This window comes from Glycomyces sp. NPDC021274 (assembly GCF_040641195.1).
Classification (GTDB): Bacteria; Actinomycetota; Actinomycetes; order Mycobacteriales; family Micromonosporaceae; genus Glycomyces.
The window spans coordinates 118,641-141,552 of record NZ_JBFADC010000005.1; the positions used below are offsets into that span (position 1 = coordinate 118,641).

Sequence of the window (22,912 nt, forward strand, 5' to 3'; positions counted from 1 at the left end):
CCAGTGCGTTAGATTGGGCCGGTCGCCGACCCCGAAGCGACACTGAGCGTTCATCCCCGGCCCACTGGAGTCTGATGCCATGGCAGGCAATGCCGATCAATACGGATCCGATATCTCGCAGTACGACATGCCCACCGAAGACGGCACCCTCACCGACATCGCGCAGGGCACCCCGGTAGTCAAGAGCGTCTACAAGACCGCTGAAGACATCTACGGCACGGTGGCCGGCGACAACCGGATGGCCTCCGCGGCGGGGCTCGCCGGCGACATCTACACCCTCGGCCTCGACGCGATGCTCGCCGTCCGCGACCCGGTCTACGCACTCGTCAACGCCGGGTTGAGCATCGTGCTCGAGCTCGTCGACCCCCTGCAGGAGATGCTGCACGCGGTCTCGGGCGACCCCGACGAGATGCAGGTCCAGATCGATGTCTGGGGCCAGGTCGCGGAGGCGCTGACCGCGCTCAAGGACGAGACGGCGGACGCGGTGAACAGCCACCTGACCGCGTGGACCGGCCAGGCCGCGGACGCCGCGTACGACCAGCTCGGCGGGCTCGAGGCCTCGGCCTACGCCGCCGCGCACGAGGTCGAGGGCGTGCAGCAGCTCCTGAAGTGGTCGAAGCTGCTGGCCGAGACCATCGAAGCGGTCATCAGGTCGATCATCGCCGAACTCGTGTCCTGGCTGATCATGCGGGGGCTCCTGGCCCTGGCCTCCAGCGCGTTCACGTTCGGGGCGTCCGTCGCGACCTTCCTCCTCTCGGCGGCGTACAAGTCGTACTCGATGTTCAGCCGCGCGTTCCGGAAGTTCTCCGAGTCCAGCCGCCTCTTCCGCATGCTGTACGGCTTCCTCGGGAAGTTCCTCCTCGACAACCCGGTGATCCTGCGCGGCGCGGGCGGTTTCCTGGACTTCCTGAAGGCGATCGGCGCCAAGGCCGGCCTCTCGATCGCCACCGTCGGCGGGCTCGGGGCGGTCATGCAGGGCAAGGACATCGGGAAGAACGCCGCACTGGACGCGTTGATGCCGAACGAGAGCGGCATCTCGCGCGGCAGCAGCGGGCAGCTGGCCGTGGACCCGGATGAGCTGGTGGCCACCGCTTCGGCGCTCGACAACCTCGCCGGCAACACCGACTCGATCAAGTCGGTCGCCCAGGAGGCCACCTCCGCGGACATGACCTGGGGCCTGCCGGGCCTGATCTTCGCCGAGAAGTACACCGACACCGGCCAGGGCCTCACCGAGGTCATCGGCGACCTTTCAACGGCGCAGACTGCGACGGCGACCAGCCTCCGCCAGTGCGCGCAGGACTATTCGACGGCCGATGGCGACATCGCCGGCGAGTTCGGCAACCTTCAGGGGCAGCTCGACGGCAAGTGATTCGGGGCGGGCCCCGGTCACTGCCCGGGGCCCGGCCAGAACCGCAGCGGGACCCACTGGTCGGCTTTGCCGTTGTCGGTGTTGGCGACCTTGCCGAGTTTGCTCTGCGGCACCTTGGTGACCGCCTGCGCGATCTGCGGCGGGAACCCGATGAGGGCGCCGGTGCGCTCGTCCCAGATGCGGAACACGCGGATCGGGACGTGCAGCACGGTCATGTCGGGCACCGCGGCAACGGTGAAGGTGAAGTCGAGCGCGGCTTCGTCGTCGCCGTACACGACCCGGCAGCGGTGTTCGCCGGCGGCGAGCGGGTAGTGCCACGCGGCCCAGTCGCAGGGGACTTCGGCGTCGTCGATCCAGGCGCGCACGCCCGCGGCGTGGGCGAGGGCCAGGGTCTCGCCGCTGCCGGTGTACGCGGCGGTGCCGTCCGCGTTGCGGGTCAGGCGGAACAAGTGCAGGTCGAAGACCATGAGCGGCCCCTGCACGGCCCGCTCGGCCGACCAGTCCTTGGCGTCCTGCGGTGACGGGAAGGCCACTGCCTGGCCGGTCAGCACGCCGTGTCGGCCCGGCGCGGTCCGGCCGGTGGGGAGCCGGTTCGCTTTGGCGCGCTTGTGAAGTGCCCCGGTGGTTCGGACGCCGAAGATGAAGCCGACGACGAGCGCGACGACGCCGATCAGCGCCGGGATGCCGATGAGCTCCGAGGCGGCCGAGTCGTCGCCGACGAACATGGCGAGGACCGCGGTCAGGACGCACAGCAGGACGCCGGCGAGGGCGAGCAGGCACCCGGCGCCGGAGCGGTTGGCCGCCTTCTGGGAGAGCACCGGGACGAAGTCGGAGGCGTCCTTGACGCGGTACAGCTGGGTGCGGAAGTCGACCTGGTGGCGGACCGCGCAGCCCTGGCCGGTCGTGAAGTGCGCGGTGGCGCCCGCATTGATGCTGAACTCGGTGGTGGAGGCGTCGATGCCCTGCACTTCCAGCCGGTGCTCGCCGGGGGCGACCTCGAACTGGTAGCGGCCGTCGCCCGCCGCGATCGGGACGCCGTCGAGGAGGAGGACGCCGGTGGCGTCCATGGACTCCACAGTGCAGACGAGGACGTCGACGAGGCCGTTCCCGGCGCTGGGCGAGAGCGTCGCGGTGCGGCCCTCGCGGTAGTCGGCGATCGTCGCGAACTGCAGCGCGGGCGCGTTCGGCGTCTCGTAGCGCCGGCCTGCGGCGTCCCGGTAGGCGGCCTCGGGGATCGCGTCGATGTTGTTGGGGGCGCTGAATCCGCGCTTGGAGGTGGTCATTCGGTCCTTCGATGATCGCGGGATCCCCGAGCGTATCGGCGGCGCGCCGATCGGACCCGCCCGGTGGGTGCGAGGTCCCGCGCACGCTGTGTCCGGGTGCGAGCGGCACCCGGTTAGCATGCAGGTGAACCGCGGGCGGAGTGCGATCGCGGCGGAATCGAAGGGAGGCGCCGTGGACGCGGATCCGACAGCGGACATGCAGCGCAAAGCGGGCGACATTCAGCGCCTCGTCGTCGAGGCCCAGGGCGAGGCGGTGAGCGAGGACGGGACCGTCCGCGTGGTCACCGGCGCTGCCGGGGACCTCCGGGAGCTCGACCTGCGGCTCAGCGCGTTCGAGTTGAGCGGCGTCGAACTCGGCGAAGTGATCGTCGCGACCATCAGGGCTGCAGAGCACAAGGTGCAGGCCGGCCTGTCCGCGGAGATGTCCCGCGTCATGGGCATGCCCGTCGGAGAAGACGTGTTCGGCGGCGGGCTGCAGCGCATCGACCCCGAGACGGAGGCGTGACGATGACCGACCGGAACCGCGACCCCCAGGAGATGCTGCGGCGCCTGGAGCAGATGCAGGCCGACGCCGAGCAGATGATGGCGAAGTACAACCGGCTCGCGGAGGAGTCGGGGGCGAGCGAGGTCGAGGTGGTCTCGGACGACGGCCTCCTGCGCGTGAAGCTCGACGCCGAAGGCAAGGTCGCCCACATCGGCATCGACGAGTACGCGATGCGGATGCGCCAGTCCCTGGCGCCCGCGATCATCGCGCTCATCGAGCAGGCCAAGGCCGAGTACGGCGTCAAGATGACCGAGATGGCCCAAGAGCTCCTCGGCGACCGCATGGACGTGATGGGCATGGTGCGCGGGACGCTGCCCGAGGACATGCGCGCCCGGTTCGACCGCGAACGCGGCCTCTAGCCGCAATCCCCCTGGCAGCAAAGGCCCCCGATGCCGCGAAACCCCCGCTTCGATCTGCAGCTGGACTCCCCGGGCCTGCTCGAACGCCAATGGCTGGAGCCCGGTGAGAAGACCGTCGACTGGATCCCGCAGTGGAAGCTGCCCGAGTTCGAGGGCGTGCCGCGACCGCCATGGACGATCGAGCAGGTCCTGCGGCGCGTCGCGAAGGTCCTCTGGTTGACGCTCGTCTGGGTCGTCGGCTCGGTGGTGCTCCTGATCGTCCTGGCGATCCTCGCCGACGGCCTGAGCGGCGCGGATGCCGGCGGCTCCGGCAAGAAGGTCAAGGGCCCCAACGTGGTCCTGCGCGGCAAAGGCCGGGACTCGGTCATGGGCCGCCTGATCACGCCCGAGCTGCGCTGCCGCGGCCTGTGGGTGTTCACGAACCGGCGCATCGCGTTCGTCGCGGTGGACGGGCGCACCCACGGGAAGCTCCTCAGCGGCTCAGGGGACCCCAGCACGTTCACCGAGCCGGTGCCGATCCGGACGCTCTTCGAGGTGCGCGACCCGCAGTACCGGTACGAGGGCGAGGTGGACCGGCTGCGCCGGACCCGGATCCTGCGCCGGTTCAAACCGGCCGGGGTGTACCGGCGGATCACGTTCGCCGACGGCTCGGGCATCGACCTGCGCCGCTACCGGAAGTAGACGCCATGCACGCCGATTACCCCTACGGCCCCAAGGAGCCGGGGCGGATCGAGAAGACCCTCGACCTCGCCGTGAAGATCCTCGACGACCCCTTCCCCGACCCCGAGGACGACCTGCGGCGCGAGCCGACGCCGCGCGAGATCGGACGCGAGTGGGTCGAGCACTGGCGCCGCTTCGCGGACGAGCACGGCTTCGCCTACCGGGGCGGCGTGTCCGCCCCGGGATTCGCGCCCGACGGGCCGGACGCGGCGTTCCTCGCCGACATGCGGGCACTGCACCTCCCGCTGCACGAGACCGCGGGCCTGTGCCGCGGCACGTGGCAGGGCGTGCCCTTCACGAGCTTCGACGCGATCAACTTCGGCGCGGCCGGCACGCACTGGCCGTACCGGTTCGTCTGTGCACAGGTGCGCGGCGGCGCAGGTGCACAGGTGCGCGAGCACGGGCCGGAGGTCGTCCACGACCGCGCGCTGGCGAAGCGGCGGCCCTACCACGTCGAGTGGTACCCGCGGCTGCCCGAGTACCAGCGCTACAACGGTCCGTGGAACGAACCGGACAGCGTCGTGAAGGTGCCTGCCGCGTTGCGGCGCACCGCATTCGGCAGGGGCCTCTCGAAGGCCGTCGAGAGCGCGGCCGACCGGCTGACGATGCCGAAGCTGCACACCACGTCGCTGGATCTGGCCGCGGCAATCGGCGCGCGACCGTATGAGCCGCAGGCGTTCGAGTACAACTGGGCGGTCCGGGGCCGCTGGCTGTGCGTGTTCCAGATGGTGCCCGACCGCATCCGCGACGACGCCGCGGAGCGCATCGTCTCGCTGCTGGACGGCTTCGTTGCGGTGCACCGACTCTGGGAGGCAGTGAGCGATGGCGAGTGAAGGCTGGGCCGGCGGCCCGAAGGACAGGCACCGGGGCTGGCGGAAGCTCGACAACCTCGTCTACGTGACCGACCTGGTCATCGGGGACGCAACCCTCGACGCGACGCGGACCAAGGTCGACCTGGTCAACGAGGCCTCGAGAGCGTGGCAGTGGAACGCCCGCTCCAACGGCCTGGAGTACCGCGACCCGAAGTCCGACGCCGAGGCGTTCGCGCTGCCGCAGTGGGGGCCGCTGCTCGCACAGCTGCGGGCGCTCGGCCTGCCGGTGCAGCGGGTGCGAACGCTGGTGCGCGGTGAGCGCGGCGGCATCCCGTTCGAGAGCCTGTGCGTGTGCGACGCCGACGAGGACGGCGAGGTCCTCCCGTACCGGATCTGGGTGCTCCGCAACACCGAGCGGCTGCCCGACCTCGTATGCGACTACCGTTCCAGCCGAGGCGAAGTGCCCGACGAGGTCGCCTGGTGCGAGTCGCCGGGCGCCTTCGTGAAGGCGACGGCGTTCAAGGCGGACAGGCCCGTGATCAAGGAGGGGCGCTTCACGAAGAGCCTCATCGGCCGCGCGATCGCCGGGAAGGTCAACGACTTCCTCGACACCTCGGTGCAGGTCACCGTGTGGGCCAAGGACTCCGGTGCCGCGCAGGCCGTGGCGGAGGCGGCGAAGGACGAGCTGCACCAGCGCCGCGTCGTATGGATGGCGCGCGGCGGCCTGTTCGTGTACGCGACGCCGGGCCTCACGCAGGGCGCGGACGCGAAGAGCGAGCAGGAGCACCTCTTCACGCTCAAGCTCGCTGCGCTGCAGCGGAAGTACGCGGCGATCCTGAACGGCTAAGCGGTCTCGAGCCACAGGCGCGGCTCGAAGGTCTCGATGTCGCCCTTCGCAGGACGCCAGATCGCGTACACGTGCGCTTCGGCTTTGACCGGGATCGCCTGGCCCGCATGGGCTTCGATGACGAGGTCGCGCTGCTTCTCGGGGCTGCCGGTGTGGCGGTCGGGGACGTCGAGGTTCACCGCGCGGCCGTCGACGACCACCGTGATCTGGTACGCCCCAGTGGGAACCAGATAGCGCCAGTGGCCCCACGCGGCGGGCCGCTCGGTGCCGTTGATGAGCACGCGCGGCGGCCGCGTCCAGGCGCGTGAGAGGAACGAGCCGTGCGCGGCCTTGCGGCGGCCCGCCCACAGGTGCCTGCCGCATTCGAGGTGCAGGTCGATCGCGGCCATGCCGTCCGGCAGCGGAGGGACCGCGGTCGGCAAGGCGCCCAACAGGATCGTGTCGGGCTGGTATGCGACGGGTTCGCGCGGGAGTGCGCGGCGCTGCTCGGCGATGTCCCGGTGGTACTTGGCCTTCGTGCGCCGGTACATGGGCCAGCCGGTCGCGATGAGCGCCACCGCGACCGCGCCGAGGACGAGGCCCGACACCCAGTGCCAGGTCTCGGTCGGCATGAGGGTCATGACCGCGCTCATCGGCAGGCAGCAGACCGAGGAGGTCAGCACGAACCACGACCAGCAGCCCGCGTTCGTGGGGATGAACTCGGCGGTCTCGGGCAGTTCGCCGAGGACGCGGTGGCCGCTCACGCCGTCCTCGAAGTACTGGAGCTGGTGCGCGCCGCCCTCGGCGATCTGCACGACGACCGGGTCGACGGTGGCGGTGTTCTGCACCTCCACGGTGTGCCGCCCGGCGCGGAGCAGGAGGTCGAGCTGGCCGTTGCCGAGCGCGACGGGCACGCCGTCGACGGCGATCACCGGCGCGGTGGCCCCGCTGTCGACCACGATCGACAGGACGCCCTCGCCCGGCCCCGGCCCGAGGTCGGGATTCGCGACCACGCGCATCGGCTTGCGGTTCGGCAGGCCCAGGGCGTCGGTACGGGACTTCGACGGGCGCGCGGCCGCCGTGACCCGCTCGTTCAGGACGCGCATCTCGTTGTCGCCCACCCGAAGCGGTCGCGGCACGAGGTAGGCGTCCCCGCGGTCGCTGTACGCGCCGCGGTCGAAGCCGTTCGGGCGGGGCAGGTCGTCGCGGGCGGTCATCGGGCTCCTCTCGCCGGGGCGTGCGCGGTGCTGTAGCCAACCTAGGCGATGGGTGCTTCACCGGGTGACCGGGCGGTCGCGGTACGGCTCATGAGCGTCGCCGACGCTGGCCGCGGACCTGTATCTTGCTCGCATGGGAATGAAAGACCGCCTTGAGCAGATGAAGCAGCGCGCGCAGGAAGCGGGCAAGTTGGTCGTCGACGTCGGCGTCGACGCGGCCCGGGAGAAGCGCGACGCCGCCGTCGGCCTCGCCAAGAGCAAAGTGGACGCCACTACTGGTTACGTGGTCGACAAGCGCGACGGCGCCGTCAATTTCGCGAGCGACGCCAAGACCGCGTTCAAAGAGGGCGACCTCGAAGAGCTCCTGAAGCGGCTGCCGCTGCCGGCCTCGCCGGTGCAGGAGGAGTGGCAGTGGAGCCTCGGCAAGCTCATCACCTCGGGCAGCAAGCCCCCCATGGGCACCGGAATGCTCCTGGGCCTGCTCGACAACTTCGGGACGATCGACATCGGCCCCGAAGAGGTCGGCTTCGACGGCGCGACCGCGAAGTGGCCCAAGGTGAAGGCCATCCGCACGCGTTCCCTGGACGGCATCATCCAGAAGCTCTCCACCGACTCGTTCAGCGAGAGCATCGAGAACCTGCTGCCGCTCGTGCCCGGCCGCGGCTGGGTCGCCGAGAAGGCCACGTCCGCGATCTTCACGATCTGGGCGATGGTCGCCGACCTCGCCATCCGCGACCCCGAAGCCGGTCGGCGCCAAGTGGTCTGCGAGATCGAGTACAAGGGCTGGATCCGCACGAAGGAGGCCGAGACCGGGTTCTTCACCGGCCCGGTGATGGCCCTGCTGCCGGGCCTGGACCAGGTCTTCCGCGAGGAGGCCGCGCGGCGCGGCGTGCTCGTCGAGCAGGCCGAGCAGACCGCGATCGAGACCGCCGAGAACCGGGTGGCGTGGCTGCGCGAGAAGCACGCGGCCATCAGCGCGAAACGCGAAGAGGCCCGCAAGCAGATCGAGTACTGATCCGCCTGCGGGCCTTGGAGTCTGAGTTACCTCGGATGGGTCTCGCCGGGGTAGCGCAGCCCGATCTGGGCGCGCGCCTCGTCCATGATCTCCATGACTTCGATGGTGGCCTGGGGCGGCACGAGCGTCGACTCGAGTCGCCCCTGGCGCAGCGCCCGGTGCACCTCCAGCGCCTCGTGGACGTAACCGTGGCCGACGTAGGGCGCCTCGAACTCGCGGGGCGACTCGTCGTACCGGACCAGCGTGTACCCGCTCGGACGGTAGGCGTACTCGCGCAGTTCGATGCGGCCCAGCGTGCCGCTGATCGTGACCTCGTTGGCCGGCCCGCCCCGGTAGGAGCAGGAGAGCTGCGCGATCGCGTTCGGGTACTTGAGGGTCAGCGCGGTCTGCGCGTCCACCCCGGTGGTGTCCATGATGCTGTGGGCCTCGACCGCATCGGGCTTGCCGAGGACCAGGTGCGCCAAGGTGATCGGGTAGACCCCGAGGTCGAGGAGGGCGCCCCCGGCGAGCTCGAGGTTGCGGAGCCGGTGGCTGGGCGGCATGTCGCCGGCGAAGGAGAAGTTGCCGTTCACGGACACGACCTCGCCGATCATGCCCTCCTTGATGGCGCGGCGCATCTCGCGGATCGCCGGGTTGCAGCGGGTCCACATCGCCTCCATGAGGAAGCGCTGGTGCTCGCGGGCGACGTCGAACATCGTGCGGGCCTGCGAGGCGTTGTAGGCGAAGGCCTTCTCACACAGGACGTGCTTGCCGGCTTCGAGGAGCTGGAGGGTGGGCAGGTAGTGATGGGAGTGCGGGGTCGCGACGTAGACGATGTCGACTTCGTCGTCTGCCGCAAGGGCCTGGACGGACTCCCAGGCCTGGGGGATGTCGTGCTTCTTGGCGAACGCGGCGGCGCGCTCCGCCGATCGAGAGGCCACAGCGGTGACGCGGCAATCGTCGAGGAGGGCAAGATCTTCCACAAAGGTCGATGCGATTCCGCCGGTCGCCAGGATTCCCCATCGGATCGGTTCAACCATGGACGTAAGCACACCACAACTTCTCGCGATCGTCAACACGAGGGTCAGCGGTACTATCTGCGCCAACCGGGCCATTCTCGCCAACGGTGATCACCGTCCGTCACGTCCCTCCTGTGACCTGGTGATTGATGTGACCTTTCCCGCAATGGGGAACCGAACGCTCCGTGGCAGTATGGCGAAATGGATCGAACTCCCGTACTCCGCTCCCGAGCCCGGCGCGCCGCCGCACTGGCGCTGGCCGCCGCCGGCGGCGGTCTCCTGACGCTCGGCCTCGCCGCTCCGGTCTCGGCGCACGCGGCGCTCACCGGCACCGACCCCGAGGACGGAGCCACCGTTGCGGTAGCGCCCGCCGAGGTCTCGGCCACGTTCTCCGAGATCCTCGACGAGGCCTCGACCGAGATCGCGGTGACCGACCCTCACGGCGCCGTCCTCGACGTGGCCGACCCGAGCTACGACGCGGACACGTTCGTCCAGCCGATGCTCTACACCACGCCCGGCGAGTACACGGTGGCGTTCCGGGTGATCTCCGAGGACGGGCACCGCGTGGACGACACGATCACGTTCACCGTCGAGTCGATCCCCGAAGGCCTGTACGCGCCCGGCGCCGAACCGACCGCCGAGGCCACGACCGGGGCCGAGGCGACCGCGGACCCCACGACGCAGGAGGAGACCAGCCGGGCGACCGGCGGCCAGACCCGCGATGAGGAGGACTCGAACACGGGCGCGGCGCTGGCCGCGATCCTGCTCGGCTTCCTGGTGGTCGTGGTCGGCGGCGTGGTCCTGGTGAAGACCTTGGGCCGCAAGCAGAAGGACGAGGGCGGCGAAGCCGGCGAGTAGCGGCGAGGACGGGCCCGTCCCGTCCCTCAGCGGTTGAAGCCGGCGACGAGTCGCGTGTAGTCGCCGAAGGCCGCCTCGACGCCGTCGAGGTCAAGCCCGTAGCGGGTCAACCCGTACTCGTGGCGGCGGTCGGTGACCGGCCGGGCCAGCGCGCTGTCCAGGTTCGCGGCGTCCCGGTCGGTCCATTCGGCGCCGATGGCCTCGTAGATCTTGGGGACGTTGCGGTGCGGGTCGGAGTTGAGCAGGTGGTAGGGCACGTCCACGACCGACTCCGGCGGCAGCGCGGAGCGGGCGGTCCGGGCGCGGTCGATCGCCTTGACCATGAGCTCGAGGCTGAGCTTTCCGATGGCCCCCAGGTCCGGCCGCTTGCGGGCCATCGACCAGGAGGTCTCCAGGAGGCTGCACATGGAGCCCATGGCGGTGGTGGGGTCGCGGTGGGTCCACACGAACGTCGCGTCCGGGAAGACCTTCACGATGGTCTCCATGTCGTTGAGGTGCAGCGGGTACTTGAGGATCCAGCGCTTGGGCGCGCGGTCGAACTGGAGCACCTGGAGCGCCAGCTTGAGCTGCTCGTAGTCCTGGGTGGTGTCGCGTGACTCCAGCCAGCGCTGGTACCGGGGCATGGGGCCGCGCAGCAGCGGGTGGAAGTAGCCGTGGGGGAGCAGGAACAACGACTCCTCGGGCTGGTCGACGCGGATGGGGTGGATGACCTCCCACAGCGGCGAGATCTTCGCGACCGCGCCGATCTGCTTGGCGAGCGCGCGCACACGGCGGTCGATGACGGCGGGGTCGGTCTCGATGTCGGTGTGCAGCATCTCCCACATGAGCGGTCCGCGGTGGTCCGCGGAGAGCGCGAGGATCTTGTGCGCGAGCGTGGTGGCGGTGCGAGGCAGCCCGATGACGAAGACCGGGCGGCGAATCTCCTCGTCGAGGACCGCGGGGTGATCGGCGGTGATCCGGTTCATGCGCAGGTGGTTCTCCAAGCGGCCCTTCACGTCGGAGTGCACGGCCTGCCACCCGAGCGGGGTGAGGTCGTCGGCGGCGTGGGCGAGGCTGGCGAGCGCGAAGCCCTGCTCGTCGGCGAACTGCCGCTCTGCATCGTTGAGGGGGCGGCCGTGGGCCTTCTCGGCGGCGGCGACGGTCTGCCGCCACGCGGCTTCGGGGCGCTTGCGCCCGCCCGAGGCTGGGGTGAGGGCGAGGTTCAGGAGTCGGGCGGTGACGGTGATGCGACTGGTCATAAGGGGTACGGCTCCTCCGCGGGGGTGACGGTTGGCACTTCGGAGGCAGTCTATGGCAGCATCCGTCACCGATCAACGTGGAGCGTCGGCGGATATCCTGCGGCGCATCGGCATCGCGGCGCCCAGGTCACCCGCCGACGGGCGCTACGGGCAGTTGACCCATTCGTCGGTGCCGTCGTCGAAGAACTGGTGCTTCCAGATCGGGAGGCGGGCCTTCACTTCGTCGACGAGGTCGGCGCAGGCGTCGAAGGCCTCCTTGCGGTGCTCGGCGGCGACGGCCGCGACGAGGGCGGGGTCGCCGATCGCCAGGTCGCCGATCCGGTGCGAGACGACGACGCCCCGTACGCCCGGGCGAGCCGCGATCTCCTCGGCGATCGTGCGCAGCAGGTCGCCCGAGGACGGGTGGCCCTCGTAGGAGAGCCGGAGCACGCCCCGGCCGTGGTCGTGGTTGCGGACGACGCCCGAGAACGACACGACCGCCCCGGCCTCGGCCGCGGCGACCGCGGCCTCATGCTCGGCGACGTCGAGCGGGGCGTCCAGCACGCGTGCGCGGATCATGGTTTCACGCTCCAGGAACAGTGGCGAGTTCGACTGTGACCCCTTGGGCCCCAGTGCTTTCGGGGCCGATCACGGCGAACCCGGCGGCGTTGGCCAGGCCCCGCAGCATTGCGGAGCCGTGGTGGCCGAGGCGGTGCCCGTCCCGGTCGACCAGGGCCAGGTGGGTGAAGTCGCCGCGGCCGGGGACGTCCTCGGCGAGTGCGACGGTGCCGAGCGCCGGCAGCGGCAGGCCGCGCAGGCCTGCGAGCAGCGGCGCGACGAGCGTGACGACCGCGATCACCGCGGACTGCGGGTTGCCCGGCAGGCCCGCGATGAACTTGCCGTCCTCGGTGCGCGCCAGCAGCATCGGGAAGCCCGGCCGCACCGCGACGGTGTTGATGACGTACTCGGCGCCGATCTCGGCGAGCGCGGCGTGGAGGTGGTCGACGGGGCCGACCATGGTGCCGCCGGTGGTGCACACCAGGTCCGCGTCGGCGAGCGCTTCGCGCAGCGCCGCGACATGCGCTTCGAGGGTGTCCTCGACCGGCCCGATGCTCGGCCCGGCCGCCGCGCCGGCGGCCGTCAGCATGTGGGGGACCATGGGCCCCAAGGAATCGCGCACCCGGCCGTCGCGGGAGACGCCGGAGGTCAGCAGCTCGTCGCCGAAGACGACCACGCGGGCCGCGGGCTTGGCGTGCGCGGGCAGCGTCGCGTGTCCGGCGGCGGCCGCGAGGCCGATCACGGGCGGGCTGATCGGGGTGCCGGCGGCGAGCAGCTCCTCGCCCTGTGCGGCCTCCTCGCCGGCCTCGCGCCATTCGCGCGCGGCGGGACCGCCGACCAGGCCGTCCTCGATCGTGCTGTGCTCCAAGCGGATGATGCCTTCGGTCCCTTCGGGGACCTGCGCGCCGGTCGCGATCTTGACCGCCTGTCCGGGCTTGAGCGCCTCCGGCACCTGCCCGGCCAGTACGGCCCCGCCGAACAGCGCCGGTTCGACGCGCCACGGACCCTCACCGGCGACGGCCCAGCCGTCGACCGCGGAGGTCGGGAACGCGGGCAGGTCGGAGACGGCCACGAGCGGCGCGGCCAGGGCGGAACCCACCGCCTCGCCGAACGGCAGCTCGGTCGCGGCGGGTTTGGCCGCATATCCTGCGGCCCAAGCGGTCTCGCGGGCCTCGGCCCAGGGGTGCGCGGTCGTCATCAGGGTTGCCTCCTGTGCGCTTCGGTGTCGTCGCCGGGCGTGTGTGTCGTGTCGGTGCTGCCGGGTGTCCGCGCGGTGTCGGTGTCGCCCGACGCCGATGCTGCGCCGGGGTCGCGCTCCTGCGCCCCGCCGGGGGTCTCGCCGGGCGTGTGCGTTGCGGCGGTGCCGTGCACTTGCGCCACGCTGGCCGCATCTGCGGCGTCCGACGTCCCGCCCGAGGCCTCGCCGTGGTCTTCCCCCGCATCCGCGCGCATGTGGTCGCCGCCGTGCAGCTGCGACACCGCGTGCTCGATGAGCTCGGCGGTGAGCACCGCCAGCCCGTCCTTCGCGGCACCCGTGGACCCGGCGAGGTTCACGATCAGCGTCTTTCCCGCGACCCCGGCGATGCCGCGCGAGAGCGCCGCGTGCGGGGTCTTCGCGAGCCCGGCGGCGCGGATGGCCTCGGCGATGCCGGGGACCTCGTAGTCGACGACGCGGCTCGTCATGTCCGGTGTCAGGTCCAAGGGCGTCAGCCCGGTGCCGCCCGAGGTGACGACCAGGTCGAACCCGTCGTCCACGGCGTCGCGCAAGGCCTGCTCGACCTCCTCGCCGTCGTGCACGACCATCGGCCCGACCACGCCGAAACCGGCGGCGGCGAACCCCTGGATGAGGATCGGCCCGGAGGTGTCCTCGTAAACCCCGTCGGCGGCGCGGTTCGAGGCGACGACGACCAGTGCGCTTATCGGTGCCATGTGCCGGTCTTCCCTCCGAGTTTTTCCTCCACACGGATGTCGGCGATGACCGCGGCCGGGTCGACGGCTTTCACCATGTCCACCAAGGTCAACGCTGCCACGGACACGGCCGTGAGGGCTTCCATCTCGACGCCGGTGCGGTCGGCGGTCTTCACGCGCGCCGCGATCTCGACGCCCTCGTCGGTCACCGTGAGGTCGACCTTCACGCCGCTGATCGCGATCGGATGGCACAGCGGCACCAGGTCGGGCGTGCGCTTCGCCGCCATGATCCCGGCGATCCGCGCCGTCGCCAGCGCGTCGCCCTTCGCGAGCGAGTTCTCGCGCAGCGCCGCGACCACCTCGGGGGTGGTCAGGAGCCGCCCGGTCGCGAGCGCCGAACGATGCGAGACGTCCTTCTCCGAGACGTCGACCATCCGGGCTGCACCCTGGGAGTCGACATGCGTGAGGTCTGCCATGCCGCGAAGTCTAGTCGCGCGGTGGGACGCCGCCGAACTTCTCGGCACGGCGCTGCCAGAACAGCTCGTAGTGGAGCCAGCGTGCGGGGGCGACGAACCGGGTCGGCGAGCACCGCGGCGGCCACTTCGCGGTGCGGCCTCGGATTCGCCGCCGGAGGCCTGTATTAGCGTCGAGGCGTGATCGAATGGCTCTACCTCGCCGTCCAGGCCGCCGCGCTGGGGATGAGCGCCTGGTTCTTCGTGGACACGGCCCGCTCCCAGCTCGTCGGCCGCCGCCACTTCGTCGGTGTCGCGGCATTGGAAGTGCTGCTTCTGGCGCAGCTCGTGGTGGCGATCGCGATCGTGCCGGGCGAGGCCGGCGACGGGAAGGCGCTGTTCTTCTCGTACCTGGTGACGACGATCCTGGTGCCCGTCGCGGCCTGCTTCTGGGGCTCGATCGACCGGAGCCGGTGGGGGATAGGGACCGTGGCGGCGTCGGGCCTGATCGCGGCGGCGCTCATGCTGCGCGTCCACCAGATCTGGGAGCTGCAGGTCCATGTCTGAGACCGGGTCTGAGGCAGAGGCGGCGCCGCGGGCGCTCGCGGCGGGGTTCGGGCGCCTCATCGTGCTGGTCTACGTGGTGTTCGCCGTCTCGGCGGGCGTGCGGGCCGTGTTCCAGGTGGTCGTGAAGTTCGACGCGGCGCCGGTGAGCTTCACGCTGAGCGCGATCGCCGCGCTCATCTACCTGGTGGCCGCGGTCGCGATCATCCGCGGCGCGGGCGCCCTCGCGATGCTCGCGGTGGGCGTGGAGATGGCCGGGGTGCTCGCGGTGGGCGCGTTGAGTTTCGCGGTGCCGCACTGGTTCCCGGAGCCCTCGGTGTGGTCGCACTTCGGGTCCGGGTACGGCTATGTGCCGCTGATCCTGCCCGCGGTGGGCCTGGTGTACCTCTTCAGGCGCCGCAGGGACTAAGCGCGCTCGAGGAGATCGAGTGCGGCGTCCAGGCTGTGGACGGCGCTGGCGGTGTCGACCCGGGCGAGGGCGTAGGCCGCGACGACGAGGGCGGTGCAGGTCTCGGTGAGCCGCTGCGTGTCGGCGTCGTCGAGGTCGGGGCGGTGGGCGCGGATGCCGTTGCCGATGGCCCGGCCGAGTTCGGCGCGGTAGGCGGTGATGGTCTCGCGGACGGCGGCGTCGTCGGCGATGGCGGCCCCGGCGGCGTTGATGAGCAGGCAGCCGTTGGCGGCGATGAAGGACCCGGCGCGTTCCAGGGCGTCGCGCAGGCCCCGCAGGTATTCGAGGATCGCGTCCGGCGCGGGTGCGGCGAGCGGGGCGAGGCGCGGGCGCACGATCTCGTCGAGGTAGGACTCGACGGCGGCGTCGAAGAGGCCGCGTTTGCTGCCGAAGGCGTGGTAGATGCTGGATCGGCGCAGGCCGGTGGCGGCTTCGAGGGCGGGCACTGAGGCGGCCTCGTAGCCGTGCCTCCAGAACACCCCTCGGGCGGCCCGGACCACTGCGTCGGTGTCGAAGGTCTGCGTTCGCCCCATGACCGACCTCTCTTTGCGGAATGATCGTTCCAGTATATATTAGTAGAACGACCATTACAAAACGAGGGGATTCGCCATGTCAGAGGCCGTCAGCACCCAGATCCAACTCGTCCGCCGCCCGCAGGGGTGGCCGACGCACGAGGACTTCCGCACCGAGCGGGTGAGCCTCGGCGAGCTCGCGCCCGGGCAGGTGCGGGTCGCCAACGAATTCCTGTCGGTCGACCCGTACATGCGCGGGCGCATGAACGACGCCAAGAGCTACATCCCGCAGTTCAACCTGGGCGAGACCATGACCGGCGGCGCGGTCGGCCGCGTCGTCGAGTCCGCCGCCGACGCCCTCCCGGTCGGCACCGTCGTCCTCCACCAGTACGGGTGGCGCGACCTCGTCCAGGAGGACGCCGCCGGGTTCACCGCCGTGCCCGAGGTCCCGGGCGTGCCGCTCTCACTGCGGCTGGGCATCCTCGGCATGACCGGGATGACCGGCTATGTCGGCCTCACCGCCATCGCGGGCCTGCAGCCGGGCGACACCGTCTTCGTCTCCGGCGCGGCGGGCGCCGTCGGCACCGCGGCCGGCCAGATCGCCAAGCTCCTCGGCGCGGGCCGCGTCATCGGCTCCGCCGGCAGCCCCGAGAAGGTCCGCCTCCTCACCGAGAAGTACGGCTACGACGCGGCGTTCAACTACAAGGACGCGCCCGTCCGCGAGCAGCTCAAGGCGATCGCGCCCGACGGCGTGGACGTCTTCTTCGACAACGTCGGCGGCGACCACCTCGAGGCCGCGCTCGACGTGATGAACCGCGACGGGCGCATCGCGATGTGCGGCGCGATCTCCTTGTACAACAACACGGAGCGGGTGCCCGGCCCGGACAACCTCGCCAAGATCGTGCAGCAGAGCCTCACCGTCAAGGGCTTCACCCTCGGCGGCTACACGCACCTGCGCGAGGAGTTCGGCACGCGCATGACCGAGTGGTTCGGCCAAGGCGCGATCGCCTACGACGAGACCATTGTAGACGGCGTCGAGCACGCGGTGGACGCGCTCCTCGACATGATGCGCGGCAAGAACACCGGCAAGATGATCGTGCGGGTCTGAGCCGCCGCTAAGCGCGCTCGCAGGCGTCGGCCGCGGCGGCCAGGAACCGCAGCGCCGACGCCGCGTCATCCTCGCCGCGCGTCCGCAGGCGACCGCGATGCCAACCCACCGCCCAGTTCGCCCGCACCATCCACGAACGGTCAAGCGGCCCTTCGCCGTTCAACGCCGCGAGCACCGCGCTCGCCGACGCCGGATCGGCCGCGGTGACCGTCCTGGACGACCTCGCAGGAGTCGGCACTGGCAGGCACGGGCCATCGGGCTTGAACCAGGCCGGCGGCTCGCTCGCGACCAGGAGATCCGGAACCGCCCGTGCCAACCGCACCGCGGTGAACCGGTACGGGACATGGCGCTTGCGCTTGTGCCAGATCAGGTTCTCGAACCCGAGCACGTGCCGGCCCTGGTACCCGCCCGCGAACGTGTCGGCCACCGGCTGCACGAACGGCACACCCAGCATCTCCAGCTCGTCGAATTGCCCCGAGACTTCGATGTCCTCAGGACGGCCCTCCGCATGGAAGCTGAGGCCGAGCGAAGCGGCGAAGGCCGCGGCCCGACGCCGCCGCGCGGCCCGCGAGGCCTCGCCGAACACGACCTCGACGATGCCCTGGGCGAAGACCTCCATGCGTGACTCCTAGGCCAGCTCGTTGTACTTCGCCTCGAACTCCGCCGCGGCGACCTCGTCAGAGGAGCAGTATGCCGCCTTGCAGTCCCGCAGCAGCTGCCCGTGCCCGTTGAGCGACTCCGAGAGCTGCCCGGTCGACGCGACCGCCTCCTCGCAGGAGCCCTGGTACGACGAGGCGAAGAACAGCCCCGTCAATCCCCAGGTCATCTCCTCCGAAGCGGCCCCGGACGCGACCGTGTTGATCGACGCCCCGTTGCCGGAGAGCCCCTCGAGCTGGGACGCGAGGGCGTCCAGCTCGTCCAGGTCGACGGTGAGGCCCACCGGGCTGCCCGCCGAGACCGAAGCCGTGGGGCCGGAGCCGCTCGACAACTGCTGGTAGCCCGTGGTGGCCGCCCCCAGGCCGCCGGTGATGGCGCCCGTGACCAGTCCCTTCATCAGTACGGCCTTCCACAGCGGCTTGCCCGCGGGCAGGAAGAACTTCGTCAGCAGCGGCGCGATCTTCGCGAAGATCTTGCCCGCCTTCGCGAACTTGTCGATCGCCCGCGAGATCGCCGACATGGCCTTCACCATGCCGCTGATCAGGAACTCCGCGAACGCCGCGCCGAACGTGAACGAGCTGGCCGCCAACGCGATCAGCCCCCGCATGATCAGCCACGACACCAGTTCGGCGAGGATCGACTTGATGACGTCGTAGATGGTCTGCGCGACGACCTCGGCCCAGGCCAGCAGCTGCTTGATGCCGCCCGCCTCGTGCCCCATCGCGCCGATCGCGGCCGACAGCCCGTACAGCTGGTTGTACGCCGCGTCGGCCGCCGAGCCCTGCCAGTTCGGGATGCACGTGTCGACGGCGGTGCCGACCTCTTCGCTCAGCGCGCCCAGCGCCTCCTGGACCTGGCCCCAGACCTCCTGCTGTTGCTGCATCTGGCCCGGGTCGCCGGAGACCATCTCGAGCAGGTCGTTCAGCGGCGTCACCAGCTCCAGGAGCATCGTCAGGCCCGCGTTCGCGAGCGCGTAGACGGGGTCCTTGATGAACATGAGCCCGCCCGCGGCGAGCATCCCCAGGTCGGCGGCGATCCCTCCCGCGGCGTCGGCGATGGACGTGTCGCCGTTGACGGCGTCGTTGATCTCCTGGGCGATCCCGTACACGGGCTTGGCCAGGGGGATGTCGTTCGCGATCCGCTCACCCGCGCCAGGGCTATCGACCGGGGCGTACTGGGTGATGTCGGAACCGTGCTCGCTGGAATCGGACATGGTGTCAGCCATTCTGCTCGCGCACCGCAAGGCAATTACTAGGGGAGGGAACGGCCCCCGCACGGTGCTGCTACAGCGACTATAAGCCGAGAATGCCACCCGGCTGAACACGCCTGTACCGGCCGCGACCAGGGACGACCCACGCCCGGCGTTCGTCCCTCGGACTGCCGGTCCGCGGATCGCGGTTCAGCTGAAGAAGCCCAGGCACGCCACGACGAGCGTCGAGCCGCACACGACGAGGCCGAGGCGGTAGTTGCGTTCGAGGCGCTTCTCCTCGTCGCCGATCCTGGGGCGGGCGGCGACGCCGATCGTCAACCAGCCCAGGCCGAACGCCCCGAGCGGAGCCCCGATGAGGACGGCCGCGAGGAGGACCGCGCTGAGCGTGTCCTCGGCGCGCAGGTTGCGCAGCACGAACAGCTGGACCGCGACGCAGACGAGCGCGAACAAGCCGTAGATGAGCCCGTTTCGCTCGTCCGCGCGCCAGCGCGGCAGGAGCGGCGCCCGGTGCGCGAGGTACCGGGCCTCTTCCAGTTCTGTTGCCGCCGTGTGCAGGTCGGTCTCGGCGGCGGCGAGGTCGGCCGCCGGGTCGCCGTGCAGCGGCGGCGGGTTCGGGGTGCGCTGCGGCGGTGGGATGCGCGCGGCGCGGGCGAGGTCGTCGATCGCGGTGCGCTGCGCGGCGGCCTGCTCGGCGAGGCGGGCCGTGCGCTGGCCGAGGGACTCGGTCGCGGTGGCGGTGCGGGCGGCTGCCTCGTCGGCGCTGCGGCGGGCGTCGTCGAGGCGGCGCAGCTGCGCGAGGTAGTCGTCGAAGGCGCTCACTGGCGGGTCCTCTCCATTGGCGTGCTGCCGCCGCTGCGCTGCGGGCCCGGCCCGTGGTCTTCGATGCGGGAGAACGGGACCACGAGCTTGCCGCCGCCGGTGTCGGCGTGGCGGTCGATGAGCAGCGCCCGGCCCGCGCGCGGGCTCCAGTGCTGGAACTGCTGTCCGAAGTGGCCCATGATCTCGCCGCCGGGGAGGTTGAGGACGAGCGCGCACGCGATGTCCTCGCGGCCCGCGGTGCCGCCGATGTCGTCGGTGAAGCGGCGGAAGTTCCGCCACCAGCCGAGCAGGTGCACGCCTCGGGCGGGGCCGGTGCGCAGCAGTGCGCGGAGCGCTTGCTGCGCTTTGATATCGAGCGCTGCGGCGTCGAGGCCCCAGGCGGCGAGGACGGTGTTGTCGGGGATCTCGGCGAGCGCGCCCGCGAACGCCTCCGGCGAAATCCTATAGGATATATCCTGTAGGGTCGCGGCGCCGGTGAAGTCGGCGGCCCACACCTGCGCGCCGTTCCCCGCCAGGCATTCCACGGCGGCTTCCAGGGCTTCGCCGCCCACCGGGTCGGAGCCGAGCACGGCCAGGTGCCGGCCGGGGCGGCGGTCGAGGTCGACTCCGGCGGCGTCGAGGCGCAGCGAGACCTCGCGGCCGAGCAGCGCGCGTCCCGGTCGCCGTTCGCCCGGCAGGGTGTCGGCGAGGTGCACGGGCCGGTAGCCGTAGAACACGCGCGGCGCGCCCGTGCCCGCGTGGGCCTCGCCGAGCTGCTCGCGCAGCCGACGCATGACCTGCGTGTCGGTGTCGGGGAACCGCGCGATCCGGTCGGCCCTGGCGGTGCCGCCCTCGGTGTTCACCACGACCTGACCGAGCGAGATCCGCGACGCCGCATCGTTGTTCGTCTCCAGCACGGTGCGCGCGCCCGGCAGGGCGATGCGCATCGGGAACTGCCCGAAGATCGAGTCCTTCTTCGCCCACAGCGCCTCGATCCCCGAGACGGTCTGCGAGGCGAGCACGAGGTGCACCCCGTACGAGCGGCCCTTGCGGGCCAGGTTCTCCAGCAGCGCAACGGCTTCGGAGGCGACCCGGTCGTTCCCGGCGAGGAGCACCTGGAACTCGTCGGCGACGCACACGATCCGCGGGTACGCCTCGTGCTCGCGCAGCCCCGCGAACGACGCCACCCCGTAGCGCTTCATCACCGTCGAGCGGCGCGTCATCTCCTCGTTCAGTGTCTTGAGCACGGCCAGCCCGTACTCGCGGTCGGACTCGACGCCGACGGCGCGCGCGTGCGGGATGAAACTGGGATCGCGCTCGGTCGGGATGAACTCGGTGAACGAGACGCCCTCTTTGAAGTCGAGCAGGAAAAGCGCCAGATCCGAAGGGGCGTATCGGGACGCGAGTCCGTACAGGACGTCGAGGAGGAACACGGTCTTGCCGCCGCCGGTGCGCCCGCCCACGAGCCAGTGCGGGGTCGCGTCGTCGAACCGCAGCCGCACCTCCCCGGCCGCGTCGCGTCCGATGAGGACTTCCAGACCCCGCGACGGGTCGCCGGACGCGGGCCGGGACGGGATGAGGTCGGCGAACGTGAGCGTCGCGGCGGCCTTGGCGCGCTCGGCGAGCCGCAGCGCCTCGCCGGCCACGAAGGACGGGTCGAGGGCCTCGGGCCAGTCGACCGGCGCGGCCAGCCGCTCGCCGCGCCCGAACGGCGCCGCGGGCGGGTTCGTGATCGCCACCGCGCCCGCCTCGGCGTGCATGACGGCGGCCTGCGGCAGCTCGGGCAGCCCGCAGCCGAGGACCGTGACGCCGTGCGCCAGGCCCGAGCGCGCCAGCGCGTAGACGCGTTCGACGAGCTGCCGCGGCGCTTCGCCGAGGGAGGCCGCGACGAGCAGCATCCGGTCGGTGCGGCGTCCCGCGATGTGCTCGGCCACTTGGGTTTCGGCCAGGGCGACGGCGTCGGCTGCGGCGCGCGCGTCAGTGGCGACCGCTTCGATCACGCCCGCGTCGGCGAGCGGGCGCAGCGGCGCGAACGACGCCCCGAGGGTCGCGGTGTCGATGCCGACCACCCGCAGCCCGCCCGGTTCGCGGGTGCCCACGGCGTGGAGTATCGCGGTCCGAACGAGGTTCGCGACGCCTTCGACGCGGGCGTCCACCGAGGTCGCGAGGTGCCCGCGCTCGCCGAACGGCACGATGAGCGGCACGGTGCGTCCTTCGTGGAGGATCACCCGGCCGGCGTGGAGGAGTTCGGGGTCGGTGCGCAGCTGCTGCGCGGAGGCGGCGGCCGCGTCGGCGATCTGGCGCTCGGCCGCGAGGAGCTCGGGGTCCACTGGGGTCTGGAAGGCGGCGTCGCCGAGGCGCTGCGCCACCTGGGCGAGGCGGGCGGCGGCGGCATCGCAGCCTGCGGCCGCGTTCGCCAGTGCGGTCGGGAAACCGGGCACCGGACCTCCTTGCGCGATGTGAGTGACGGCCTGTCCGCCTTGCGGGCGGACGAGCTGTTCGGCCGGTCACACCATATCGCGGGGGGGCTCCCCGGGCCTGCCCAGTGCCGGGGCCCGGAGGCGGGCGCGGGGTCCTCGGTGTTTCCTGGTGGGGGTCCCGGTGCCGCCCGCAATGCCGGTCGGCGGGCCGGACCGTCCGCTTTGCGCGACCTTCCCCGCAGGGGACGCGTGCATTACCCTAGAAGCAGGCCCGATCTCGCTGACCCGGAGAGACCGGCCGAACGCCTACAGCGCCGCAAACGCCCGCATCCGCTGCCCGCGGGCCCTCGGCCTCGCCAAAAGGACCCGTGCCCCATGAGTGAGTTCCTGGATATAGCCCTCTCCTTCCCACCGGTCGTCTTCTCCTTCGGCCTCGTCGTCGTCGTCCTGTACTGGCTCACGGTGATCATCGGCGCGCTCGACGTCGACATCGTGGACGTGGGCGACGCCGAGCTCGACTCCGGAGGCGGCTTCTGGTCGGCGTTCGGGTTCGGCGCGGTCCCGTTCACCGTCGTCCTCTCGCTGTGGATCACCTTGGGCTGGATCGTGACCGTGCTCGGCACCACCTGGGTGCGCAGCGCGGACATGTTCATCCCGCCCGCCCTCACCGGCACCGCCGTGCTCGTCGCCGGGATCGGCGTGGGCATGCTCGGCGCGAAGCTCCTCACCAAGCCGCTCGGCCGGCTCTTCGAGGACGCCCCCGCCACCGCGCACGCCGACCTCGTCGGCCGGGTCTGCGTGGTGCGCACCGGCACCGTCACCCTCGACTCGGGCCAGGCCGAGATCACCGACGACGAGGGCAGCCTGCTGCTCATCAACGTGCGCCGCTCCCCGCACGAGCCCGAAGGCCTCGACGAGGAGCTGTTCACGCGCCACTCGAAGGTCGTGGTCTTCGACTACGACGAGGTCGAGAAGGTGTTCCTGGTCGTGCCGGTGGCGCTCCCGCCGGACCTCGTCATGGAGTCCTGATCCCGCCGCTGCCCGCCACCTCACAGCCGA

Annotated in this window: 25 protein-coding genes; 12 read left to right on the plus strand and 13 right to left on the minus strand. The window is 71.3% G+C overall.

From position 1 onward, the window contains the following. Positions 1–79: 79 nt before the first annotated feature. Entirely contained in the window at positions 80–1,369 is a 1,290-nt protein-coding gene (locus tag AB0I03_RS13630) for a type VII secretion target (RefSeq protein ID WP_360411471.1), read from the plus strand. A 17-nt stretch (positions 1,370–1,386) separates the two neighbouring features. Here AB0I03_RS13630 and AB0I03_RS13635 read toward each other — a convergent pair whose 3' ends face one another. Next, on the minus strand, positions 1,387–2,652 hold the full coding sequence (locus AB0I03_RS13635; protein WP_360411474.1) for a hypothetical protein: 1,266 nt from the start codon (positions 2,650–2,652) through the stop codon (positions 1,387–1,389). A 172-nt stretch (positions 2,653–2,824) separates the two neighbouring features. On the opposite strand from AB0I03_RS13635, the gene AB0I03_RS13640 reads away from it, so the two are divergent. From AB0I03_RS13640 to AB0I03_RS13660, 5 genes are read left to right on the plus strand one after another with little or no spacing between them, the layout of a single operon-like run. After that, a complete protein-coding gene (locus tag AB0I03_RS13640) occupies positions 2,825–3,157 on the plus strand; it encodes a YbaB/EbfC family nucleoid-associated protein (RefSeq protein ID WP_360411477.1) in 333 nt (110 codons plus the stop codon). A 2-nt stretch (positions 3,158–3,159) separates the two neighbouring features. Next, positions 3,160–3,555, plus strand: a complete 396-nt coding sequence (locus AB0I03_RS13645) for a YbaB/EbfC family nucleoid-associated protein (protein ID WP_360411480.1) — start codon at positions 3,160–3,162, stop codon at positions 3,553–3,555. Between the two features lie 30 nt (positions 3,556–3,585). Then, complete coding sequence (locus AB0I03_RS13650; RefSeq protein WP_360411483.1) at positions 3,586–4,236, plus strand: hypothetical protein; 651 nt, start codon at positions 3,586–3,588, stop codon at positions 4,234–4,236. A gap of 5 nt (positions 4,237–4,241) precedes the next feature. After that, positions 4,242–5,108 carry a hypothetical protein gene (locus AB0I03_RS13655; protein WP_360411486.1) on the plus strand — a complete coding sequence of 289 codons (867 nt, stop codon included), beginning with the start codon at positions 4,242–4,244 and terminating at the stop codon, positions 5,106–5,108. Further along, complete coding sequence (locus AB0I03_RS13660) at positions 5,098–5,934, plus strand: hypothetical protein (RefSeq protein ID WP_360411489.1); 837 nt, start codon at positions 5,098–5,100, stop codon at positions 5,932–5,934. Before AB0I03_RS13655 ends, AB0I03_RS13660 begins: the two co-directional genes overlap by 11 nt. Here the strand turns inward: AB0I03_RS13660 and AB0I03_RS13665 are convergent. After that, positions 5,931–7,130, minus strand: a complete 1,200-nt coding sequence (locus AB0I03_RS13665) for a hypothetical protein (protein WP_360411492.1) — start codon at positions 7,128–7,130, stop codon at positions 5,931–5,933. The two genes, AB0I03_RS13660 and AB0I03_RS13665, sit on opposite strands and share 4 nt — an antisense overlap. Positions 7,131–7,263: 133 nt before the next feature. On the opposite strand from AB0I03_RS13665, the gene AB0I03_RS13670 reads away from it, so the two are divergent. Then, a complete protein-coding gene (locus AB0I03_RS13670) occupies positions 7,264–8,145 on the plus strand; it encodes a hypothetical protein (protein WP_360411495.1) in 882 nt (293 codons plus the stop codon). A 26-nt stretch (positions 8,146–8,171) separates the two neighbouring features. Here AB0I03_RS13670 and AB0I03_RS13675 read toward each other — a convergent pair whose 3' ends face one another. Beyond that, the gene (locus tag AB0I03_RS13675; RefSeq protein ID WP_360411498.1) at positions 8,172–9,164 is read right to left on the minus strand and encodes a Gfo/Idh/MocA family oxidoreductase; all 993 of its coding nucleotides are present in this window, start codon (positions 9,162–9,164) and stop codon (positions 8,172–8,174) included. A gap of 180 nt (positions 9,165–9,344) precedes the next feature. Here AB0I03_RS13675 and AB0I03_RS13680 point away from each other — a divergent pair, with 180 nt between their 5' ends. Then, the gene (locus AB0I03_RS13680) at positions 9,345–10,001 is read left to right on the plus strand and encodes a copper resistance CopC family protein (RefSeq protein ID WP_360411501.1); all 657 of its coding nucleotides are present in this window, start codon (positions 9,345–9,347) and stop codon (positions 9,999–10,001) included. Positions 10,002–10,027: 26 nt separating this feature from the next. Here the strand turns inward: AB0I03_RS13680 and AB0I03_RS13685 are convergent, their stop codons facing one another. The 5 genes from AB0I03_RS13685 to moaC form a co-directional block, all read right to left on the minus strand. Next, positions 10,028–11,239, minus strand: a complete 1,212-nt coding sequence (locus AB0I03_RS13685; protein ID WP_360411504.1) for a sulfotransferase — start codon at positions 11,237–11,239, stop codon at positions 10,028–10,030. Positions 11,240–11,383: 144 nt separating this feature from the next. Further along, positions 11,384–11,797: a molybdenum cofactor biosynthesis protein MoaE gene (locus tag AB0I03_RS13690; RefSeq protein ID WP_360411507.1), complete on the minus strand. Its 414-nt coding sequence runs from the start codon at positions 11,795–11,797 to the stop codon at positions 11,384–11,386. A gap of 4 nt (positions 11,798–11,801) precedes the next feature. Next, positions 11,802–12,974 carry a molybdopterin molybdotransferase MoeA gene (locus AB0I03_RS13695; RefSeq protein WP_360411510.1) on the minus strand — a complete coding sequence of 391 codons (1,173 nt, stop codon included), beginning with the start codon at positions 12,972–12,974 and terminating at the stop codon, positions 11,802–11,804. Then, positions 12,974–13,705, minus strand: coding sequence for a MogA/MoaB family molybdenum cofactor biosynthesis protein (locus tag AB0I03_RS13700; protein ID WP_360411513.1), 732 nt, complete (start codon positions 13,703–13,705; stop codon positions 12,974–12,976). The genes AB0I03_RS13695 and AB0I03_RS13700 overlap by 1 nt, the downstream gene beginning before the upstream one ends. After that, the gene (gene moaC, locus AB0I03_RS13705) at positions 13,693–14,160 is read right to left on the minus strand and encodes a cyclic pyranopterin monophosphate synthase MoaC (protein ID WP_360411516.1); all 468 of its coding nucleotides are present in this window, start codon (positions 14,158–14,160) and stop codon (positions 13,693–13,695) included. The genes AB0I03_RS13700 and moaC overlap by 13 nt, the downstream gene beginning before the upstream one ends. 177 nt (positions 14,161–14,337) lie before the next feature. On the opposite strand from moaC, the gene AB0I03_RS13710 reads away from it, so the two are divergent. Both AB0I03_RS13710 and AB0I03_RS13715 read left to right on the plus strand, forming a co-directional pair. Further along, positions 14,338–14,703, plus strand: coding sequence for a hypothetical protein (locus AB0I03_RS13710; RefSeq protein WP_360411519.1), 366 nt, complete (start codon positions 14,338–14,340; stop codon positions 14,701–14,703). Continuing rightward, positions 14,696–15,109: a hypothetical protein gene (locus AB0I03_RS13715; protein ID WP_360411522.1), complete on the plus strand. Its 414-nt coding sequence runs from the start codon at positions 14,696–14,698 to the stop codon at positions 15,107–15,109. Before AB0I03_RS13710 ends, AB0I03_RS13715 begins: the two co-directional genes overlap by 8 nt. Here the strand turns inward: AB0I03_RS13715 and AB0I03_RS13720 are convergent. Continuing rightward, on the minus strand, positions 15,106–15,681 hold the full coding sequence (locus AB0I03_RS13720) for a helix-turn-helix domain-containing protein (protein WP_360411525.1): 576 nt from the start codon (positions 15,679–15,681) through the stop codon (positions 15,106–15,108). The two genes, AB0I03_RS13715 and AB0I03_RS13720, sit on opposite strands and share 4 nt — an antisense overlap. A gap of 76 nt (positions 15,682–15,757) precedes the next feature. On the opposite strand from AB0I03_RS13720, the gene AB0I03_RS13725 reads away from it, so the two are divergent. Continuing rightward, positions 15,758–16,768 (plus strand): NADP-dependent oxidoreductase, encoded by a 1,011-nt coding sequence (locus AB0I03_RS13725; protein WP_360411528.1) that lies wholly within the window; start codon positions 15,758–15,760, stop codon positions 16,766–16,768. A gap of 7 nt (positions 16,769–16,775) precedes the next feature. Here AB0I03_RS13725 and AB0I03_RS13730 read toward each other — a convergent pair whose 3' ends face one another. From AB0I03_RS13730 to AB0I03_RS13745, 4 genes are all read right to left on the minus strand, one after another. Then, positions 16,776–17,387: a hypothetical protein gene (locus tag AB0I03_RS13730; RefSeq protein WP_360411530.1), complete on the minus strand. Its 612-nt coding sequence runs from the start codon at positions 17,385–17,387 to the stop codon at positions 16,776–16,778. A gap of 9 nt (positions 17,388–17,396) precedes the next feature. Then, the gene (locus AB0I03_RS13735; RefSeq protein ID WP_360411533.1) at positions 17,397–18,638 is read right to left on the minus strand and encodes a hypothetical protein; all 1,242 of its coding nucleotides are present in this window, start codon (positions 18,636–18,638) and stop codon (positions 17,397–17,399) included. Between the two features lie 186 nt (positions 18,639–18,824). Further along, entirely contained in the window at positions 18,825–19,454 is a 630-nt protein-coding gene (locus AB0I03_RS13740; RefSeq protein ID WP_360411536.1) for a hypothetical protein, read from the minus strand. Then, positions 19,451–21,874 (minus strand): FtsK/SpoIIIE domain-containing protein, encoded by a 2,424-nt coding sequence (locus tag AB0I03_RS13745; protein WP_360411539.1) that lies wholly within the window; start codon positions 21,872–21,874, stop codon positions 19,451–19,453. The genes AB0I03_RS13740 and AB0I03_RS13745 overlap by 4 nt, the downstream gene beginning before the upstream one ends. Before the next feature lie 354 nt (positions 21,875–22,228). On the opposite strand from AB0I03_RS13745, the gene AB0I03_RS13750 reads away from it, so the two are divergent. Further along, entirely contained in the window at positions 22,229–22,882 is a 654-nt protein-coding gene (locus AB0I03_RS13750) for a hypothetical protein (protein WP_360411542.1), read from the plus strand. Positions 22,883–22,912: the final 30 nt, after the last annotated feature.

Excerpts from the sequence above, each read along its gene's own strand:
- AB0I03_RS13630 (WP_360411471.1), top strand. The coding sequence starts at position 80 with ATGGCAGGCAATGCCGATCAATACGGATCCGATATCTCGCAGTACGAC.
- AB0I03_RS13635 (WP_360411474.1), bottom strand. The coding sequence starts at position 2,652 with ATGACCACCTCCAAGCGCGGATTCAGCGCCCCCAACAACATCGACGCG.
- AB0I03_RS13645 (WP_360411480.1), top strand. The coding sequence starts at position 3,160 with ATGACCGACCGGAACCGCGACCCCCAGGAGATGCTGCGGCGCCTGGAG.
- AB0I03_RS13650 (WP_360411483.1), top strand. The coding sequence starts at position 3,586 with ATGCCGCGAAACCCCCGCTTCGATCTGCAGCTGGACTCCCCGGGCCTG.
- AB0I03_RS13655 (WP_360411486.1), top strand. The coding sequence starts at position 4,242 with ATGCACGCCGATTACCCCTACGGCCCCAAGGAGCCGGGGCGGATCGAG.
- AB0I03_RS13660 (WP_360411489.1), top strand. The coding sequence starts at position 5,098 with ATGGCGAGTGAAGGCTGGGCCGGCGGCCCGAAGGACAGGCACCGGGGC.
- AB0I03_RS13665 (WP_360411492.1), bottom strand. The coding sequence starts at position 7,130 with ATGACCGCCCGCGACGACCTGCCCCGCCCGAACGGCTTCGACCGCGGC.
- AB0I03_RS13670 (WP_360411495.1), top strand. The coding sequence starts at position 7,264 with ATGGGAATGAAAGACCGCCTTGAGCAGATGAAGCAGCGCGCGCAGGAA.
- AB0I03_RS13675 (WP_360411498.1), bottom strand. The coding sequence starts at position 9,164 with ATGGTTGAACCGATCCGATGGGGAATCCTGGCGACCGGCGGAATCGCA.
- AB0I03_RS13680 (WP_360411501.1), top strand. The coding sequence starts at position 9,345 with ATGGATCGAACTCCCGTACTCCGCTCCCGAGCCCGGCGCGCCGCCGCA.
- AB0I03_RS13685 (WP_360411504.1), bottom strand. The coding sequence starts at position 11,239 with ATGACCAGTCGCATCACCGTCACCGCCCGACTCCTGAACCTCGCCCTC.
- AB0I03_RS13690 (WP_360411507.1), bottom strand. The coding sequence starts at position 11,797 with ATGATCCGCGCACGCGTGCTGGACGCCCCGCTCGACGTCGCCGAGCAT.
- AB0I03_RS13695 (WP_360411510.1), bottom strand. The coding sequence starts at position 12,974 with ATGACGACCGCGCACCCCTGGGCCGAGGCCCGCGAGACCGCTTGGGCC.
- AB0I03_RS13700 (WP_360411513.1), bottom strand. The coding sequence starts at position 13,705 with ATGGCACCGATAAGCGCACTGGTCGTCGTCGCCTCGAACCGCGCCGCC.
- moaC (WP_360411516.1), bottom strand. The coding sequence starts at position 14,160 with ATGGCAGACCTCACGCATGTCGACTCCCAGGGTGCAGCCCGGATGGTC.
- AB0I03_RS13715 (WP_360411522.1), top strand. The coding sequence starts at position 14,696 with ATGTCTGAGACCGGGTCTGAGGCAGAGGCGGCGCCGCGGGCGCTCGCG.
- AB0I03_RS13720 (WP_360411525.1), bottom strand. The coding sequence starts at position 15,681 with ATGGGGCGAACGCAGACCTTCGACACCGACGCAGTGGTCCGGGCCGCC.
- AB0I03_RS13725 (WP_360411528.1), top strand. The coding sequence starts at position 15,758 with ATGTCAGAGGCCGTCAGCACCCAGATCCAACTCGTCCGCCGCCCGCAG.
- AB0I03_RS13730 (WP_360411530.1), bottom strand. The coding sequence starts at position 17,387 with ATGGAGGTCTTCGCCCAGGGCATCGTCGAGGTCGTGTTCGGCGAGGCC.
- AB0I03_RS13735 (WP_360411533.1), bottom strand. The coding sequence starts at position 18,638 with ATGTCCGATTCCAGCGAGCACGGTTCCGACATCACCCAGTACGCCCCG.
- AB0I03_RS13750 (WP_360411542.1), top strand. The coding sequence starts at position 22,229 with ATGAGTGAGTTCCTGGATATAGCCCTCTCCTTCCCACCGGTCGTCTTC.